Here is a 14,572-nt window from a genome sequence, read left to right on the forward strand (position 1 = left end):
CGTGGCCCGAGAGGGGGCGGCGCGGTTGCCGTTCGTCCGCATGAAGCCGGACGACCCCCGCCAACTCCGACTGCCGCTGCCCATGACCTCGGTTTCCGATCCCGCTGACTTCGCCGAATATGAGGCACAATGGGCCCGTGTGCGCGACTCGCTCCGCAACGAGTTCGGTGATGCTGCATTCTATTCCTGGTTGAAGCCGTTGGCTCTCGCTTCGGTCGCCGATGGCCGGGTGACGATCCAGGTGCCGACCCGCTTCATGCGCGACTGGGTGGTGTCGCATTATGCCGACCGCATCCGCGTGCTGTGGTCGTGGGAGAACCCGGCGGTCCGCCGGGTCGATATCGCCGTGGCCGGTGTGAAACCCGTTGCCGCAGAGGCTGCGGCCCGGTCAGCCGCCCGGCCTGCGGAGGTCGTGGATCTGCCGCCGGTGCCGATGGCCATGACGGCACCCGTGGCTTCCAGATCCGCCGTTGCTGCTGCCGCCCCGGCGCGGGCCGCGACACCGCGTGCCGCCTCGGCGGCGGCGCCTGCGATCGTCATGGCCGATGGGGATGCCGAGGCGGAGGCGGGCAGCCGCGCGGCGGAGCGGATCGATCAGTGGTCGGCCGGGCTGGACCCGCGCTTCACCTTCGACAATTTCGTTTGCGGCAAGCCCAATGAACTGGCCCATGCGGCGGCGCTGCGCGTTGCCGAAAGCGAAACGGTCCAGTTCAATCCACTGTTCCTCTATGGCGGCGTCGGTCTGGGCAAGACCCATCTTATGCATGCCATCGCCTGGCATATCCGCGGCCGCAATCCGCGCCGCAAGGTCGTCTATATGTCGGCCGAAAAATTCATGTACGAGTTCATCCGGGCGCTGCGCTACAAGGACACCATGGCGTTCAAGGAGCAGTTCCGCTCCGTGGACGTGCTGATGATCGACGACGTGCAGTTCATCAGCGGCAAGGACTCGACCCAGGAAGAGTTCTTCCACACCTTCAACGCGCTGGTGGATCAGAATCGCCAGATCGTGGTTTCCGGTGACCGCTCGCCTTCGGACCTGGATGGTATGGAAGAGCGGCTGCGCTCCCGCCTCGGCTGGGGCATGGTCGCCGACATTCATCCCACCACCTATGAACTGCGCCTCGGCATCTTGCAGCAGAAGGCGGATCAGCTGGGTGCGGTGGTGCCGGTGAAGGTGCTGGAATTCCTGGCCCACAAGATCGCCTCCAATGTCCGCGAGCTGGAGGGTGCCCTCAACCGTGTCGTCGCCCATGCGACCCTGGTCGGCCGGGCGATCACGCTGGAGACCACCCAGGAAGTGCTCCAGGATCTGCTGCGCGCCAACGAGCGCCGGCTGACGATCGAGGACATCCAGAAGCGGGTGGCCGAGCATTTCAACATCCGGGTCTCGGACATGCACTCCGCCCGGCGCTCGCGCGCCATCGCGCGGCCGCGGCAGGTGGCGATGTACCTGGCCAAGCAGCTCACTCAGTCGAGCCTGCCCGAGATCGGCCGCAAATTCGGTGGCCGCGACCACACCACGGTGATGCACGCGGTCAAGAAGGTCGAGGAACTGGCCGGTCAGGATGCCGGTTTCTCCGACGATATCGAGCTGCTGCGGCGGATGCTGGAAAGCTGAACGGAGCCATCCGTCCCGTCCCGGCTGCGCGGTCCGCGCCCCGGTGAAATCTGCCGTCGCACTGGCTTCACGCGCGCGCGGGCGGTATACTCCTAGCCCCTGACGGGGCCAGAGTCCGGAACCGTCTCCGGGGCCGTCACCGCCCTCTCAGATCTGCCGGCCGGGCATGCCCCAAGCCGATCGACAGCCCTCACCGGGAGCGCACATGAAGCTGACCATCGAACGCGCCGCCCTGCTCCGCGCGCTGACCCACGTGCAGAGCGTCGTCGAGCGCCGCAACACGATTCCGATCCTGGCCAATGTGCAGGTCGAGGCGGAAGCCTCGGGCCGGCTTCGCCTGACCGCCACCGATCTGGATCTGTCGGTGGTGGAGGATGTGCCGGCGACGGTGGGGCAGCCGGGGCGGACCACCGTGCCGGCGCACACGCTGCACGACATCGTCCGCAAGCTGCCCGACGGAGCCGAGGTCGAGCTGGCGCTTGATGCCGCCAAGGGCCAGGTGAAGCTGACTGCCGGGCGCTACGCTTCGGCGCTGTCGGTGCTGCCGGCCGAGGATTTCCCCGAGATCGCCGAGGGCAACCTGCCCTTCGCCTTTTCGCTGCCGGCCGAGGAGCTGAAGCGGCTGATCGATAAGACCCGCTTCGCAATCTCCACCGAAGAGACGCGCTACTACCTGAACGGTATCTATCTGCATGTGGCCGAAGGGCCGGATGGCCGCCGGCTGCGTGCGGTCGCGACCGATGGTCACCGCTTGGCGCGTGTCGAGGCGGATGTACCAGAAGGCGCGGCCGGCATGCCTGGCGTGATCGTGCCCCGCAAGGCGGTGGGCGAGTTGCGCAAGCTGGTCGACGAGGTCGAGGCTGAGGTGTCTGTGGCACTGTCGGAAACCAAGATCCGCTTCGTCTTCGGCGATGTGGTCCTGGTCTCGAAGCTGATCGACGGCTCGTTCCCGGATTACGAGCGGGTGATCCCGGCGGGCAACGACAAGATGGTGCGCATCGACTGCAAGCCCTTCGCGGCCGCGGTGGATCGTGTCGCCACGATTTCGAGCGAGAAGTCGCGCGCCGTACGGTTCTCGCTCACCGATGGCCGGCTTGATCTTGCCGTGACCAGCCCGGATAACGGCTCGGCAAGTGAAGAGCTGACGGTCGACTACGAAGGCCAGCACATCGATATCGGCTTCAACTCGCGCTATGTGCTTGATGTGGCCGGCCAGATCGACGGCGATCTGATGGAGCTGGCGATCGCTGACGGGGCTTCGCCGGTGGTGATCCGCGACACGGCGGACGCCGGTGCGCTCTATGTGCTGATGCCGATGCGGATTTGATCACGTCCGACCTCACCGATTTTCCGGAGCGCGTGACCGGTGCCGCGTCCTTGCGGCCCGGCGTGATGCGACCGGCCATCACCAGGCTGGTCCTGACCGGCTTCCGCAATTACCCGACCCTGCGTCTGGCGCTGGATCCGGCACCGGTGGTGCTGACCGGGCCCAATGGTGCCGGTAAAACCAATCTGCTTGAAGCCGTGTCTATGCTGGCTCCCGGGCGCGGTCTGCGCGGTGCGCGGCTTGGGGAAATGGACCGGCTGGCTCCGGGCGAGGAGATCCGCGCTGCCGGCGGCGGTTGGGCAGTTGCGGCGACGGTCGAGACGGCCGACGGTCCGGTCGAGGTCGGCACCGGCCTGGCCGGTGGCGGTCTGGAGCGTGAGCGCCGGATTGTCCGGGTGGATGGGCGTAATTCGAGCGCAGCGGAACTCGGGCGGCGCTGGTCGGTCCTCTGGGTGACGCCGGCGATGGACCGGCTGTTCGTCGAGGGGGCGGGCAACCGGCGGCGGTTCTTCGACCGGCTGGTCTATGGGCTGGATCCCGACCATGCCGGGCGGATCGCCGCCTACGAGCAGGCGATGCGCGAGCGGGCGCGTTTGCTGCGAGATGGCCGGCGGGATCCCGCCTGGCTTGGCACGCTGGAGGCGACCATGGCCGCCAAGGGCGTTGCGATCGCGGCTGCGCGGCTGGGTTTCGCAAGCCAGCTGAAATCGGTTCTGGTGGCGGGTGGTCACGGCTTCCCCAAGGCCCGGATTGCGATTGAGGGCGAGGTGGAGGCGGCACTTGCCGGCCAGCCCGCCCTTGCGGTGGAAGACGGGCTGGCCCGACGGCTGGCCGAAAACCGGGGGATCGATGCCGAGACCGGGACGACCCGGGCCGGTGTCCATCGCACGGATCTGGCCGTGACCCACGAGGGCAACGGCATGCCGGCGGCGCGCTGCTCCACCGGCGAACAGAAGGCGCTGCTGCTGGCCCTGGTGCTGGCGGTGGCACGGCTGAAACGGACGGTGGAAGGATCGGCGCCGATCCTGCTGCTGGATGAAGTTGCAGCCCATCTCGATGCCGAGCGACGCGACGCGCTGTATGACGTGCTCGTTTCGCTTGGCGCCCAGGCCTGGCTTACCGGCACCGACCGCCCGCTCTTCGCCGGGCTCGGCGGCGGACGGGCGCAGTTCGTGCGGATCACCGATGCCTCGGCGATCCGCGACCAGATCGTCGACCCTGCCGGCACTTCCCTGCCGGCGGCGGACGACCATGACCGAGGATGATGGAACCGGTTCGATGACAGAGCAGCCCGCACACTCCCCGTCCGAGACTGCCATCGCAGCCACGTCCTATGGCGCCGATTCGATCAAGGTGCTGCGCGGCCTGGATGCCGTGCGCAAGCGTCCCGGCATGTATATCGGCGATACCGACGACGGCTCGGGCCTGCACCACATGGTCTACGAGGTGGTCGACAATGCCATCGACGAGGCACTGGCCGGCTGGTGCGATACCGTCGATGTGGTGTTGAACCCGGACGGGTCGGTGACCGTGCGCGATAACGGCCGCGGCATCCCGGTTGATATCCACGAGGAAGAGGGTGTGTCGGCGGCCGAGGTCATCATGACCCAGCTGCATGCCGGCGGTAAGTTCGACCAGAACTCCTATAAGGTCTCGGGCGGTCTGCACGGCGTCGGCGTGTCGGTGGTGAATGCGCTGTCGGAATGGCTGGAGCTGCGCATCTGGCGGGCGGGCAACGAGCATTTCATGCGGTTCCGCATGGGCAATGCCGAGGCTCCGCTTGAAATCGTCGGGCCCTCCGGCGACCGGACCGGCAGCGAAATCACTTTCCTGCCGTCGACCGACATCTTCACCAGGACCGAATTCGACGCGGCGACCCTTGAACGGCGCCTGCGTGAGCTGGCCTTCCTGAACTCCGGCGTGACGATCGAGTTCACCGACCTGCGGGCGGAGACACCGGCGGTCCATCGCATGCATTACGAGGGCGGTATCGAAGCCTTCGTGCGCTATCTGGACCGCAGCAAGTCGCCGCTGCACTCGCTGCCGATCACCGTGTCGGGTGAGCGCAGCGGGATCACGGTCGAAGTATCGATGCAGTGGAACGACAGCTATCACGAGAATGTTCTCTGCTTCACCAACAACATCCCGCAGCGGGACGGCGGCACCCATCTGGCCGGTTTCCGTGCGGCGCTGACCCGCACGATCAACGCTTATGCGGCGTCTTCCGGCCTTGCCAAGCGCGAGAAAGTTGCGATCTCGGGCGAGGATGCGCGCGAGGGTCTGACCTGCGTTCTGTCGGTGAAGGTGCCGGACCCGAAATTCTCGTCCCAGACCAAGGACAAGCTGGTCAGTTCCGAAGTGAAGCCGGCGGTTGAGAATCTGGTGGGCGAGCGTCTGGACCAGTGGTTCGAGGAACACCCGCAGGACGCCAAGGCGATCGTCGGCAAGGTGGTCGAGGCGGCGGTGGCGCGCGAGGCGGCACGCAAGGCCCGCGAACTCACCCGGCGCAAGAGCGCGCTCGATATCACCAGCCTGCCCGGCAAGCTGGCCGACTGTCAGGAGCGCGACCCCGCCAAGTCCGAAATCTTCCTGGTCGAGGGTGATTCGGCAGGCGGCTCCGCCAAGCAGGGCCGCAATCGTGCCAATCAGGCGATCCTGCCGCTGCGCGGCAAGATCCTGAACGTGGAGCGCGCCCGCTTCGACAAGATGCTGAGCTCGGCCGAAATCGGCACGCTGATCTCGGCGCTGGGCTGCGGCATCGGCCGGGACGACTTCGATCCCGACAAGCTGCGCTACCACAAGATCATCATCATGACCGACGCGGACGTGGACGGCAGCCATATCCGCACCCTGCTGCTCACCTTCTTCTATCGCCAGATGCCCGAGCTGATCAAACGCGGCCATCTGTTCATCGCCCAGCCGCCGCTCTACCGCATCAAGCGCGGGTCGAGCGAGGTGTATCTGAAGGGCGAGCTGGAGCTAGAGAACCACCTGATCGCCCAGGCGCTGGAGGACACCGTTCTCACCCTGGCCTCGGGTGCCCAGCATGCCGGCGGTGACCTGCGGGTGATCGTGGAGCGCTCACGCGATGTCGCCAACCAGCTGAAGGCCATCGCACGGCGTGCGCCGCTCTGGCTGCTGGAAGAAGCGGCCCTCGCCGGCGCGCTTTCCGAGGCTGCCTTTGCCGACCGGGCGGCGGCGGAACGCGCCGGTACCGTCCTGGTCAGTCGGCTGGATGCCCGTGCCAACGAGCATGATCGCGGCTGGTCCTTCGCGGTCGAGACCGGTGCCGCGGAAGGCGAGATCGGCCCCTCGGCCGGTGCCGGCCGGGCGGGCGAGGTGCGGCGGATCCGGGTGCGCCGCGAGCTGCGCGGCATGCAGGAAAGCTATGCCATCGATGCCAGCCTCTCGCGTGGCGGCGAGGCGCGGCTGATCAGCCGTCATCTGGCCGAACTGGGCCCGGTCTTCGACGGCGTTGCCACGATCGCCTTCGACAAGGGGCGCGAGGTGCGGGTCGTCGCCCCGCGTGATCTCTTCGAGGCGGTGCTGGAGGCCGGGCGTCGCGGCATTCAGGTGCAGCGCTATAAGGGGCTGGGCGAGATGAACGCCGACCAGCTGTGGGAGACCACCATGGATCCCAACAGCCGCACCCTGCTTCAGGTTCGGATCAATCACGCCGACGAGGCGGATGAAATCTTCACCACCCTGATGGGCGATGTGGTGGAGCCGCGCCGCAACTTCATTCAGGACAACGCGCTGAACGTTTCCAACCTGGACGTGTGATCTATGGCCGATGATGCTCTGCAGGGACGGCAGTCATTCAAGGACGCACTGCTGATCCTTGCAGAAGCATCGCGGAAACTGGAAGCGCAAGGGGTTGCGCGGCCGATCCTGGTGGGTGGAGCAGCTGTAGAATTCTATACGGCTGCACGCTTCATTTCGGGCGATTTTGATATCGTTACTCCCAGCCAGGATAAACTCGAAGCGGTCTTGCGCGACTCGGCTTTGAAACGCCACGCGATGGGACGCATGGATTGCAAAATTACGCGTTGAATATTGGTATAGAGGTGGTTGGTTCACGTCTCCTGGACGGCATGGGATCGATCGACCATGTTTCGCGGATCGAATTTGAGCCGGGGTTTTATGTCGATTTTATCGGAGTGGAAGATCTGATTGCTGACCGGGTGGCGCAGGCTGATGCGACGTCTCGGTTGGATCGCGATCGCCTGGAGCAGGCGATCGTGCTGTTCAAAATGCTTGTTGACCGGATTGATCGCCCATATCTTTCTCACCAGATTGAGCAGCAGGCACCCGGACGATCCTTGGAATGGTTCGAGGTCGAAGTCTATGCGTTTCCTGGGAAAATATGACGACTTCACCCGCGAACAGGCGCGCCGCGCCCGCGAGATCGGGCTGACGGATGATGTCGTGCAGCGCTTGCGGACCCGGGATGAAACTCGCACACCATCCAAGCTGATTCTGTTGGCAGCCATCCGAGAACGCAGTCAGGATGAAGACGCGCCGGTCTGGTAGCCGCGAGGCTCACCTGCGTCAATCGAACCGGAACGCCGAAACCGTCGTCTCCATCACCCGGTCGGAAAAGATCTTCCGGCCCCGTCCTTCGGGTGCCGCACCCGCGGCGACCATGAGCGGTATCAGGTGCTCTTCCGCCCGGGGCGGGTGGCAGAGCCGTGCCGCGGGTGCCTCCGCCCAGTGCGTCAGCGCCGCATGGCGGGCGGCGGGGGTGGCCTCTACTGCATCGGTCAGCCAGGCGTCGAAGCTGTCGGAGATCGGGGCGAAGCGCGGATCGCCATAGCCACGCATGTTGTGGAAGCTCATGCCGCTGCCCAGGATCAACACGCCCTCGTCACGCAATGCGCCAAGGGCTGTACCGGCGGCGAGGTGGCTTGCCGGATCCAGATCATTGCGGATCGACAGCTGAACCACCGGCAGATCGGCCTCGGGGGCTGCGAGCAGCAGCGGGATGAACATGCCGTGGTCGAAACCGCGCGCGGGGTCGACATGGGCGGCGAGGTCGGCGGCCCTCAGCAGATCGACTACCCGGGCGGCGAGGGTGGGATCGCCGGGCGCCGGATAGCGCAGCTGATAGGTGTGTGGCGGGAAGCCGTAATAGTCGTAGATCAGCTCCGGCGCCGCGGCACCGGTGACGGCAAAATCGTCGGTCATCCAGTGGGCGGAGACCATCAGGATCGCGCGCGGCCGCACCGGCAGCCCGACGATCAGCCCGCGCAGAAAGTCGCCCATGCGGGCCCAGGTGTCGCGGGGCGTCCAGTCCATGAAGAAGCAGGGGCCGCCGCCATGGGGGATGTAGATTGCGGGTATGCGCGCGGTCGCGGCCTGGCTCATGGGGGCGTCCTCCGGCTGGGGTTCGATCCCGAGTATGCGTCTACGGACTGATCCGGCAAAGTCGCATGAAGGTCACGACCTGGAACAGGCCGTTCCACGTAGTGTCCGCAAGTGCAAAGTCATTGTTCCCGCCCCGTTCCGAGACCTGCCATCCATGCGCCGAGCCTCAGTTCCCGTCCGTCGTGATCCCGTGCTGTCGCCGGCTGCCGCCGAGGTCCCGGGACGGGATGGCCCGCTTCTGATGGCAGAGCGCCGCCCCTCTGGCGGTGAGGCCAGAGCATCGGGTCGTGGTGGCGGCAACGGGCGTCGTGGAGCGGGAAGGGGGGGGACCGGTGGCCGCGGCGGTCGGCCGCCGCGACGCTGGTTGCGCCGGGTCGGCATCGCTGCTGGCGTGGTGGCGCTGGTCTTTGCCGGCTACATCGCCTGGGTGTTGCGCGATCTGCCGTCGCTGGATGAACTGAACAAGCCTGCGGCGGAGCCGGGCATCACCGTGCTGGCGCGCGATGGTACCGCAATCGCCGTCTACGGCCGGCTGACCGGCCGCCAGATCACCGTCAACGATCTGCCGCCGGCCCTGGTCGAGGCGGTGCTTTCCACCGAAGACCGGCGGTTCTACGAGCATCCCGGTATCGACATCTTCGGCATCGGTCGCGCGGTCTATGCCAATCTTTCGGCCGGCCGGGTGGTGCAGGGCGGCAGCACCATCACCCAGCAGCTGGCCAAGATGCTGTTCCTGACTCCGGAACGCTCTTTCGAGCGTAAGCTGCGCGAAGCGGTGATGGCGCTCCGCCTGGAGGCGGTCTACGACAAGAACGAGATCCTGGCCCGCTATCTGAACCGGGCCTATTTCGGCGCCGGCGCCTATGGCATCGACGCGGCGGCGCGGCGCTATTTCGACAAGCCGGTCGAGGAGCTTGATGTCGGCCAGTCTGCGATGCTCGCGGGTTTGCTCCAGGCCCCCTCGGCCTATGCACCGACCTCTGCGGCCGAGCGGGCGGAGCGGCGGATGAGGGCGGTGGTCCAGAACCTGGTCGATGTCGGCTATCTGACGCCGGAGGCAGCGAAAGAGGTGCGGGTGCCCAAGCTCGCTCCCTCGGCCCGGGCGACGGTGGGCGCCACCAACCGGCGCTGGTTCGCCGACTGGGTGCTGGACCAGCTCTCGGCCCATATCGAGCCCACCACCCGCGACATCGTGGTCCGCACCAGCCTGGATGCGGAGTTGCAGAGTGCCGCGGAAGCCGCGGTGAGCGAGGTGCTGGCAGCCGACGGGCCGCAACTCAAGGCGGGCCAGGGAGCTTTTGTGGCGGTGGCGCCTGATGGCGGCGTTCTGGCGATGGTCGGCGGCCGTGACTATCGCACCAGCCAGTTCAACCGCGCGACCCAGGCCTGGCGGCAGCCGGGGTCCACCTTCAAGCTCTTCACCTTTCTGGCCGCGCTGGAAGCGGGTTGGGCGCCGGACAGCCTGGTACTGGATGCGCCGGTGACGGTAGATGGCTGGTCGCCGGCCAATTTCGAGCCGGAATATGCGGGCGAAGTGCCGCTGGCGCAGGTCGCGGCGCGCTCGCTCAACACCGCAACCGTGCGGGTGGCCGAAGAAGTCGGGCGTGATCGGGTGATTGCCACTGCCCGCCGGCTTGGCCTGTCGGGCGACCTGCCGCGGGTGCCGAGCGTGACTCTGGGGACCGGTTCCGAGACCCTGCTGGAGATGACCGCGGCCTATGCGGCACTTGCCAATCAGGGCCGTCCTGTCCAGCCCTGGGCCATCGAGGACGTGCGGGCGGCTGACGGGAGCGTGCTTTATCAGCGTACGGCGCCGGACCCTGTCGAGCCGGTTCTGTCGGCCCATACCGTCGAGGCGATCAACGCCATGCTGGTCAAGGCGGTGGAGACGGGGACCGGCCGTGCCGCTCAGCTGCGGGGCGCCGTCATCGCGGGCAAGACCGGCACGACCCAGGACTACCGTGACGCCTGGTTCATCGGCTATACCGGCGCCGTCTCGGCCGGTGTCTGGGTTGGCAATGATGATGACGCGCCCATGCGCGGCGTGACCGGTGGCCGGCTGCCGGCCAAGATCTGGGCGCGGGCGATGTCGGAAGGTGGCGGCCGGATGATGCTGGTGCCGCCGCCGGTGCTGGAGACCAAGGCACCGGCACCGGTGCCCCCACCGTCGGATGATCCGCTCTCGCGCCTGCTGCGCGGCCTGTTCGGTGAGGAGACGACAGAGCCCTCTCAGCCTGGGCGCCCGTCGGCACCGCAGCCTGCTCACCCGGCACCTTCCCAGCCGTCACGACTTTCGAACCCACCGGCCTTCCCCGGGGAGCGTTTCGACCGCTGACGGCGAATGCCGGTTCAGGCCGGCCGGTTGGGCCGGTGGACCAGCAGCCTGTTGGCGGTGAGGGCAATGGTGGCGAGTACCAGGATGGTGCCCGCGATCGGGATCGGCGTGCCGTCGGCAAGCGGCGCCGTGGCGGCAGCGACGATACCGCCCGTGGTCATCTGGGTGCTGCCGATCAGCGCGCTGGCGGTGCCGGCCATGTGGGGATAGGGCAGAATGGCCGCGGTGAAGGCCTGAGGCAGGGCGAAACCGGCACCGGCAAGCAGGAAAGCGGCGCCGGCGGTGACGCCAAGGGCGCTGTCGGTGCCGGTCAGCGCCTGGGCCAGCATGACCAGGCCGCCGGTTGCCATCAGGCAGAGTCCGATGGTCAGCAGACGCAGCGAGCCCAGCCGCATCACCAGCCGCCCGCCGATACCGGCACCGGCCACATAGCCGGCGACGGCCAGACCGAAATAGAGACCGAAACGCTCAGGCCGGATGCCGTAGCCCTCGATCAGCAGCACCGAGGAATTCGACACCCAGGCGAAAAGCGCGCCGAAGGCGGAGCAGGTGCAGATGCCCAGACCCACGAAACGGCGGTCGTGGAGCAGGTCGCTCATCGCCCGCAGGATGGCGACCGGCCGGATCCGGCTGAGATCGCGATTGGTGATCGGCTCCGGCAGAATGGTGACGGCGCTTGCGATCAGCAGAATGCCGAGCACACCGAGGGCGGCGAAATTGCCGCGCCAGCCGAACAGCACCTCGATCTGCCCGCCGATCATCGGTGCCACCATGGGGGCGAGCGCGGTTGCGGAGGTGATCGAGGCAAAGATCGATCCGGCGCGTTCGGGCGGAAACAGGTCGCGGACCAGGGCGCGGCCGATCACGGCACCCGCACAGGCGCCTGCCCCCTGCAGCACCCGGGCCATGACCAGCTGGTCGATGGTCGCAGAATAGAGACAGAGAACCGAAGCCACGACCTGCACCGCCATGCCGGCGATCAGCACCGGCCGGCGGCCCAGCGCATCCGATACGGGGCCGTAGACCAGCTGGGCAAGGGCCAGCCCCCACATGTAGCCGGTCAGGGTCAGCTGTGCGGTCGCGGCATCCGCGCCCAGATCCCGCCCCATCGCCGGCAGCGAGGGGAGATAGAGATCGGTCGAGAGCGGCCCGAGGGCCGTCAGCGCGATCAGGACCAGGGTGATACCGCGGCTGGGGGCGGCACCGCGGCCGGAGCCGGGGGTGGGGGAGGACATTGCGGCGATGCCGATCGGAAGCGCGTGGAGATCTGCCAGCTTATAGGCTGTCAGGCGTTGCCGGCCAAGGGGCACGCCTTGATCGCCAGGCGCACCGCAGAGTCTCGCTTTGTGAGACAAATTTCGCCGGACAGGATTTCACACCTTGTCTCGAAGAATACTTATGCATGATGATTTCTGCTCTGGCACCTCAAAAATGTCAGCGATGCTGACATGTCTGTTTGAAAATAAGAACGGGATTACAGTAGGTTGTGAAATATCGGCGAACCGATGGCCGTCCGGACAGGTCTGAGACAGGTTGTTGCGTAACGGGCGTTTCCGTCATTCTATGGTGACATGTTGTCCCGCGATAATCGCGAATAAATTGACGGACTGCCGCCTGCGGAGTTATATCTCCCCCACATGTTGAGGCCCGGACGCAGGGGCCCCCCGGAAATCCGACGCCCGCCCCAGCGGGCGGCGCCGGCAGCGAGGGACTCCGCCGACGGAGCACGCCCCGTAGCTGGAGAGGATTTGAGCGTGACGATCAATGCAGGTCTCGAAGGGATTGTCGTCGCCGAGACGGATCTGTCGCTTGTCGACGGCAAGAACGGCTATCTGGTCTATCGTGGCAATTGGGCCAAGGATCTCGCGATCTCCCGCACCTACGAGGATGTGGTCCACCTGCTGTGGCGCGGCCACCTGCCCGACGAACGCGAGAGCGAGGCCTTCCGTGCCGAGCTGGCGGCCCGCCGCAAGCTTCCCGACTATCTGAAGACGATCATCCGGGCGCTGCCGCCCGAGACCGACACCATGAGCGTGCTGCGCACGGCGACCTCGGCGATCGGTGATCGCAGCTTTGCCTGGCCGCCTACTTTCGAGCAGGCCTCGGAGATCCTGGCCAAGGCGCCGACGATCATCGCCTATCGCAATGCGCTGAACACCGGCCGCGATCCGATCGAGCCGGATGAGCGCCTCGGCCATGCCGAGAACTATCTCTATATGCTCCATGGCGAGAAGCCGACCCGGGTCCATACCCGCGCGCTCGACGCCTACATCATCCTGACTGCTGAGCACGGGCTCAATGCCTCGACCTTCACCGGTCGGGTGATCACCTCGACCCGTTCCGACATCGCGTCTGCGATCACCGGCGCGATCGGTGCGCTGAAGGGCCCGCTTCACGGCGGCGCGCCCTCGGAAGTCGATACGATGCTGGAGGAGATCGGCACCAAGGAGAATGCCGAGCCCTGGCTGCGCCAGCAGATCGAGGCCGGTGAGCGCCTGATGGGCTTCGGCCACCGGGTCTACAAGACCATGGATCCGCGCGCCGTGGCACTCCGCCAGGTGGCAGACAGCTTTGCCGGCGAGGATCCCTGGTTCGATCTCTCGGTCCATGTCGAGGAGACCGCGGTACGACTGCTGTCGGAATACAAGCCCGGCCGTAATCTCTATCCGAATGTCGAGTTCTGGGCGGCGGCGGTGCTGCGCGGCGTGCGCATCCCCACCGACCTTTATACCCCGACCTTCGGGCTGGCGCGCATGGCCGGCTGGTCGGCGCATATCCTGGAACAGGCCGACAAGAACCGCCTGATCCGACCGGAATCGACCTATGTCGGCGAGATGCCCAAGGCGTCCTGACCTCTGGCATCCTGACATCTGGCGCCTCGATGCAGAACGGCCGGTCGCCCCGTCGGGGCGGCCGGCCGTCTGTTGATGACGACCTTTGCGGTGGCCGATCAGTCGCGCGGCAGAGGGCTCACGCGCCAGTGGCCGGGACGCTTCGGATCTGCCGCCAGCCTGCGGGCGCACCAGTCCAGCAGATCGGCCATGCCTTCTTCAACCGGCCAGGCGGGGTTGATTGCGATCAGCCCGGTGGTGGTCATGCCGTCGGCTGTGCTGCCGGGTGGCAGGATCGACAGTTCCGCGCGCAGGCCCTCGACATGGGGTGGCAGAGCGCGGCCAAGTCTCCGCGCCAGATCTTCGGCAGCGTCGGCCCGTTTCACCGGATACCAGATCAGGTAGCTGCCGCTGGCCCAGCGTTCGATCGCAGCCTCCATGGCGCGGGCCAGACGATCGAACTCGTCCACTTCTTCAAAGGGCGGGTCGATGATCGCAAGACCGCGCCGTTCTCCCGGCGGCAGGCAGGCCTTGAGCACGCCGTAACCGTCATGGCGCAGCACCTCGATCCGCGGGCCCGGGCGGGGCGCCCGCGCGGTCAGAACCCGTTCCAGCCGCGCACGCACCGGGTCGACGGTCTCTGCCGCAATCAGTCGGTCCCCCGGACGCATGGCAAGGGCGGCAATGAGGGGAGAGCCGGGATAGCGTCGGCGCGTGCCGATGGCACCTCGGCCGTCATCGACGGCATCCAGTGCCCGCCGCAACCCGGCGATCAGCGCAGGTTCGTCGGTGGCAGGCCGGTCGGCGATACGGAATATGCCGCCACGAGCCTCGCCGCTGCGCAGGCTTTCGGGGGCTTCCAGGTCATAGAGCCCTGCGCCGGCATGGGTATCGATCACCACGAAGGGCTTCGACTTACGGGCCAGATGAGCGACCGTGGCGGCCAGCGCCGCGTGTTTGATGATGTCGGCAAAATTGCCGGCGTGAAAGTCGTGGGCGTAGTTCATGCCTGGATCGGGCCCTGTCCTGGAAACGCCATGGGCGGTCACCCGGATGGTGACCGCCCCGGCGTCTTTCGACAAGGCCTGGCT

11 protein-coding genes are annotated in these 14,572 nt (G+C 66.7%); 8 read left to right on the forward strand and 3 right to left on the reverse strand.

Translation table 11 applies throughout. From position 1 onward, the window contains the following. The first annotated feature begins 82 nt into the window (after positions 1–82). From dnaA to P7L68_RS05685, 6 genes are all read left to right on the forward strand, one after another. On the forward strand, positions 83–1,621 hold the full coding sequence (dnaA, locus tag P7L68_RS05660) for a chromosomal replication initiator protein DnaA (RefSeq protein WP_372003309.1): 1,539 nt from the start codon (positions 83–85) through the stop codon (positions 1,619–1,621). A 205-nt stretch (positions 1,622–1,826) separates the two neighbouring features. Then, a complete protein-coding gene (dnaN, locus tag P7L68_RS05665; protein ID WP_372003312.1) occupies positions 1,827–2,948 on the forward strand; it encodes a DNA polymerase III subunit beta in 1,122 nt (373 codons plus the stop codon). Further along, positions 2,945–4,213, forward strand: a complete 1,269-nt coding sequence (recF, locus tag P7L68_RS05670; RefSeq protein ID WP_372003315.1) for a DNA replication/repair protein RecF — start codon at positions 2,945–2,947, stop codon at positions 4,211–4,213. The genes dnaN and recF overlap by 4 nt, the downstream gene beginning before the upstream one ends. Positions 4,214–4,226: 13 nt before the next feature. Next, on the forward strand, positions 4,227–6,731 hold the full coding sequence (gene gyrB, locus P7L68_RS05675; protein WP_372003318.1) for a DNA topoisomerase (ATP-hydrolyzing) subunit B: 2,505 nt from the start codon (positions 4,227–4,229) through the stop codon (positions 6,729–6,731). 3 nt (positions 6,732–6,734) lie between these two features. Then, on the forward strand, positions 6,735–7,001 hold the full coding sequence (locus P7L68_RS05680; protein ID WP_372003320.1) for a hypothetical protein: 267 nt from the start codon (positions 6,735–6,737) through the stop codon (positions 6,999–7,001). A 41-nt stretch (positions 7,002–7,042) separates the two neighbouring features. Next, positions 7,043–7,318 (forward strand): hypothetical protein, encoded by a 276-nt coding sequence (locus P7L68_RS05685; RefSeq protein ID WP_372003322.1) that lies wholly within the window; start codon positions 7,043–7,045, stop codon positions 7,316–7,318. A gap of 181 nt (positions 7,319–7,499) precedes the next feature. Here P7L68_RS05685 and P7L68_RS05690 read toward each other — a convergent pair whose 3' ends face one another. Next, entirely contained in the window at positions 7,500–8,315 is an 816-nt protein-coding gene (locus tag P7L68_RS05690; protein WP_372003325.1) for a class III extradiol ring-cleavage dioxygenase, read from the reverse strand. Positions 8,316–8,679: 364 nt separating this feature from the next. Here P7L68_RS05690 and P7L68_RS05695 point away from each other — a divergent pair, with 364 nt between their 5' ends. After that, entirely contained in the window at positions 8,680–10,650 is a 1,971-nt protein-coding gene (locus P7L68_RS05695; protein WP_372003327.1) for a transglycosylase domain-containing protein, read from the forward strand. Between the two features lie 14 nt (positions 10,651–10,664). On the opposite strand, the gene P7L68_RS05700 is transcribed toward P7L68_RS05695, so the two are convergent. After that, a complete protein-coding gene (locus P7L68_RS05700) occupies positions 10,665–11,885 on the reverse strand; it encodes a multidrug effflux MFS transporter (RefSeq protein ID WP_372003330.1) in 1,221 nt (406 codons plus the stop codon). Between the two features lie 519 nt (positions 11,886–12,404). Between P7L68_RS05700 and P7L68_RS05705 the strand changes: the two genes are divergently transcribed. Next, on the forward strand, positions 12,405–13,502 hold the full coding sequence (locus tag P7L68_RS05705) for a citrate synthase (RefSeq protein ID WP_372003333.1): 1,098 nt from the start codon (positions 12,405–12,407) through the stop codon (positions 13,500–13,502). A 98-nt stretch (positions 13,503–13,600) separates the two neighbouring features. Here P7L68_RS05705 and P7L68_RS05710 read toward each other — a convergent pair whose 3' ends face one another. Further along, a complete protein-coding gene (locus P7L68_RS05710; RefSeq protein ID WP_372003336.1) occupies positions 13,601–14,563 on the reverse strand; it encodes a 23S rRNA (adenine(2030)-N(6))-methyltransferase RlmJ in 963 nt (320 codons plus the stop codon). Between the last annotated feature and the right edge of the window lie 9 nt (positions 14,564–14,572).

Source organism: Tistrella mobilis (assembly GCF_041468085.1).
Taxonomy (GTDB): domain Bacteria; phylum Pseudomonadota; class Alphaproteobacteria; order Tistrellales; family Tistrellaceae; genus Tistrella; species Tistrella mobilis_A.

Coding starts and splice junctions, on each gene's coding strand:
- P7L68_RS05685 (WP_372003322.1), top strand. CDS start 7,043: ATGGGATCGATCGACCATGTTTCGCGGATCGAATTTGAGCCGGGGTTT.
- P7L68_RS05690 (WP_372003325.1), bottom strand. CDS start 8,315: ATGAGCCAGGCCGCGACCGCGCGCATACCCGCAATCTACATCCCCCAT.
- dnaN (WP_372003312.1), top strand. CDS start 1,827: ATGAAGCTGACCATCGAACGCGCCGCCCTGCTCCGCGCGCTGACCCAC.
- P7L68_RS05700 (WP_372003330.1), bottom strand. CDS start 11,885: ATGTCCTCCCCCACCCCCGGCTCCGGCCGCGGTGCCGCCCCCAGCCGC.
- gyrB (WP_372003318.1), top strand. CDS start 4,227: ATGACAGAGCAGCCCGCACACTCCCCGTCCGAGACTGCCATCGCAGCC.
- P7L68_RS05680 (WP_372003320.1), top strand. CDS start 6,735: ATGGCCGATGATGCTCTGCAGGGACGGCAGTCATTCAAGGACGCACTG.
- dnaA (WP_372003309.1), top strand. CDS start 83: ATGACCTCGGTTTCCGATCCCGCTGACTTCGCCGAATATGAGGCACAA.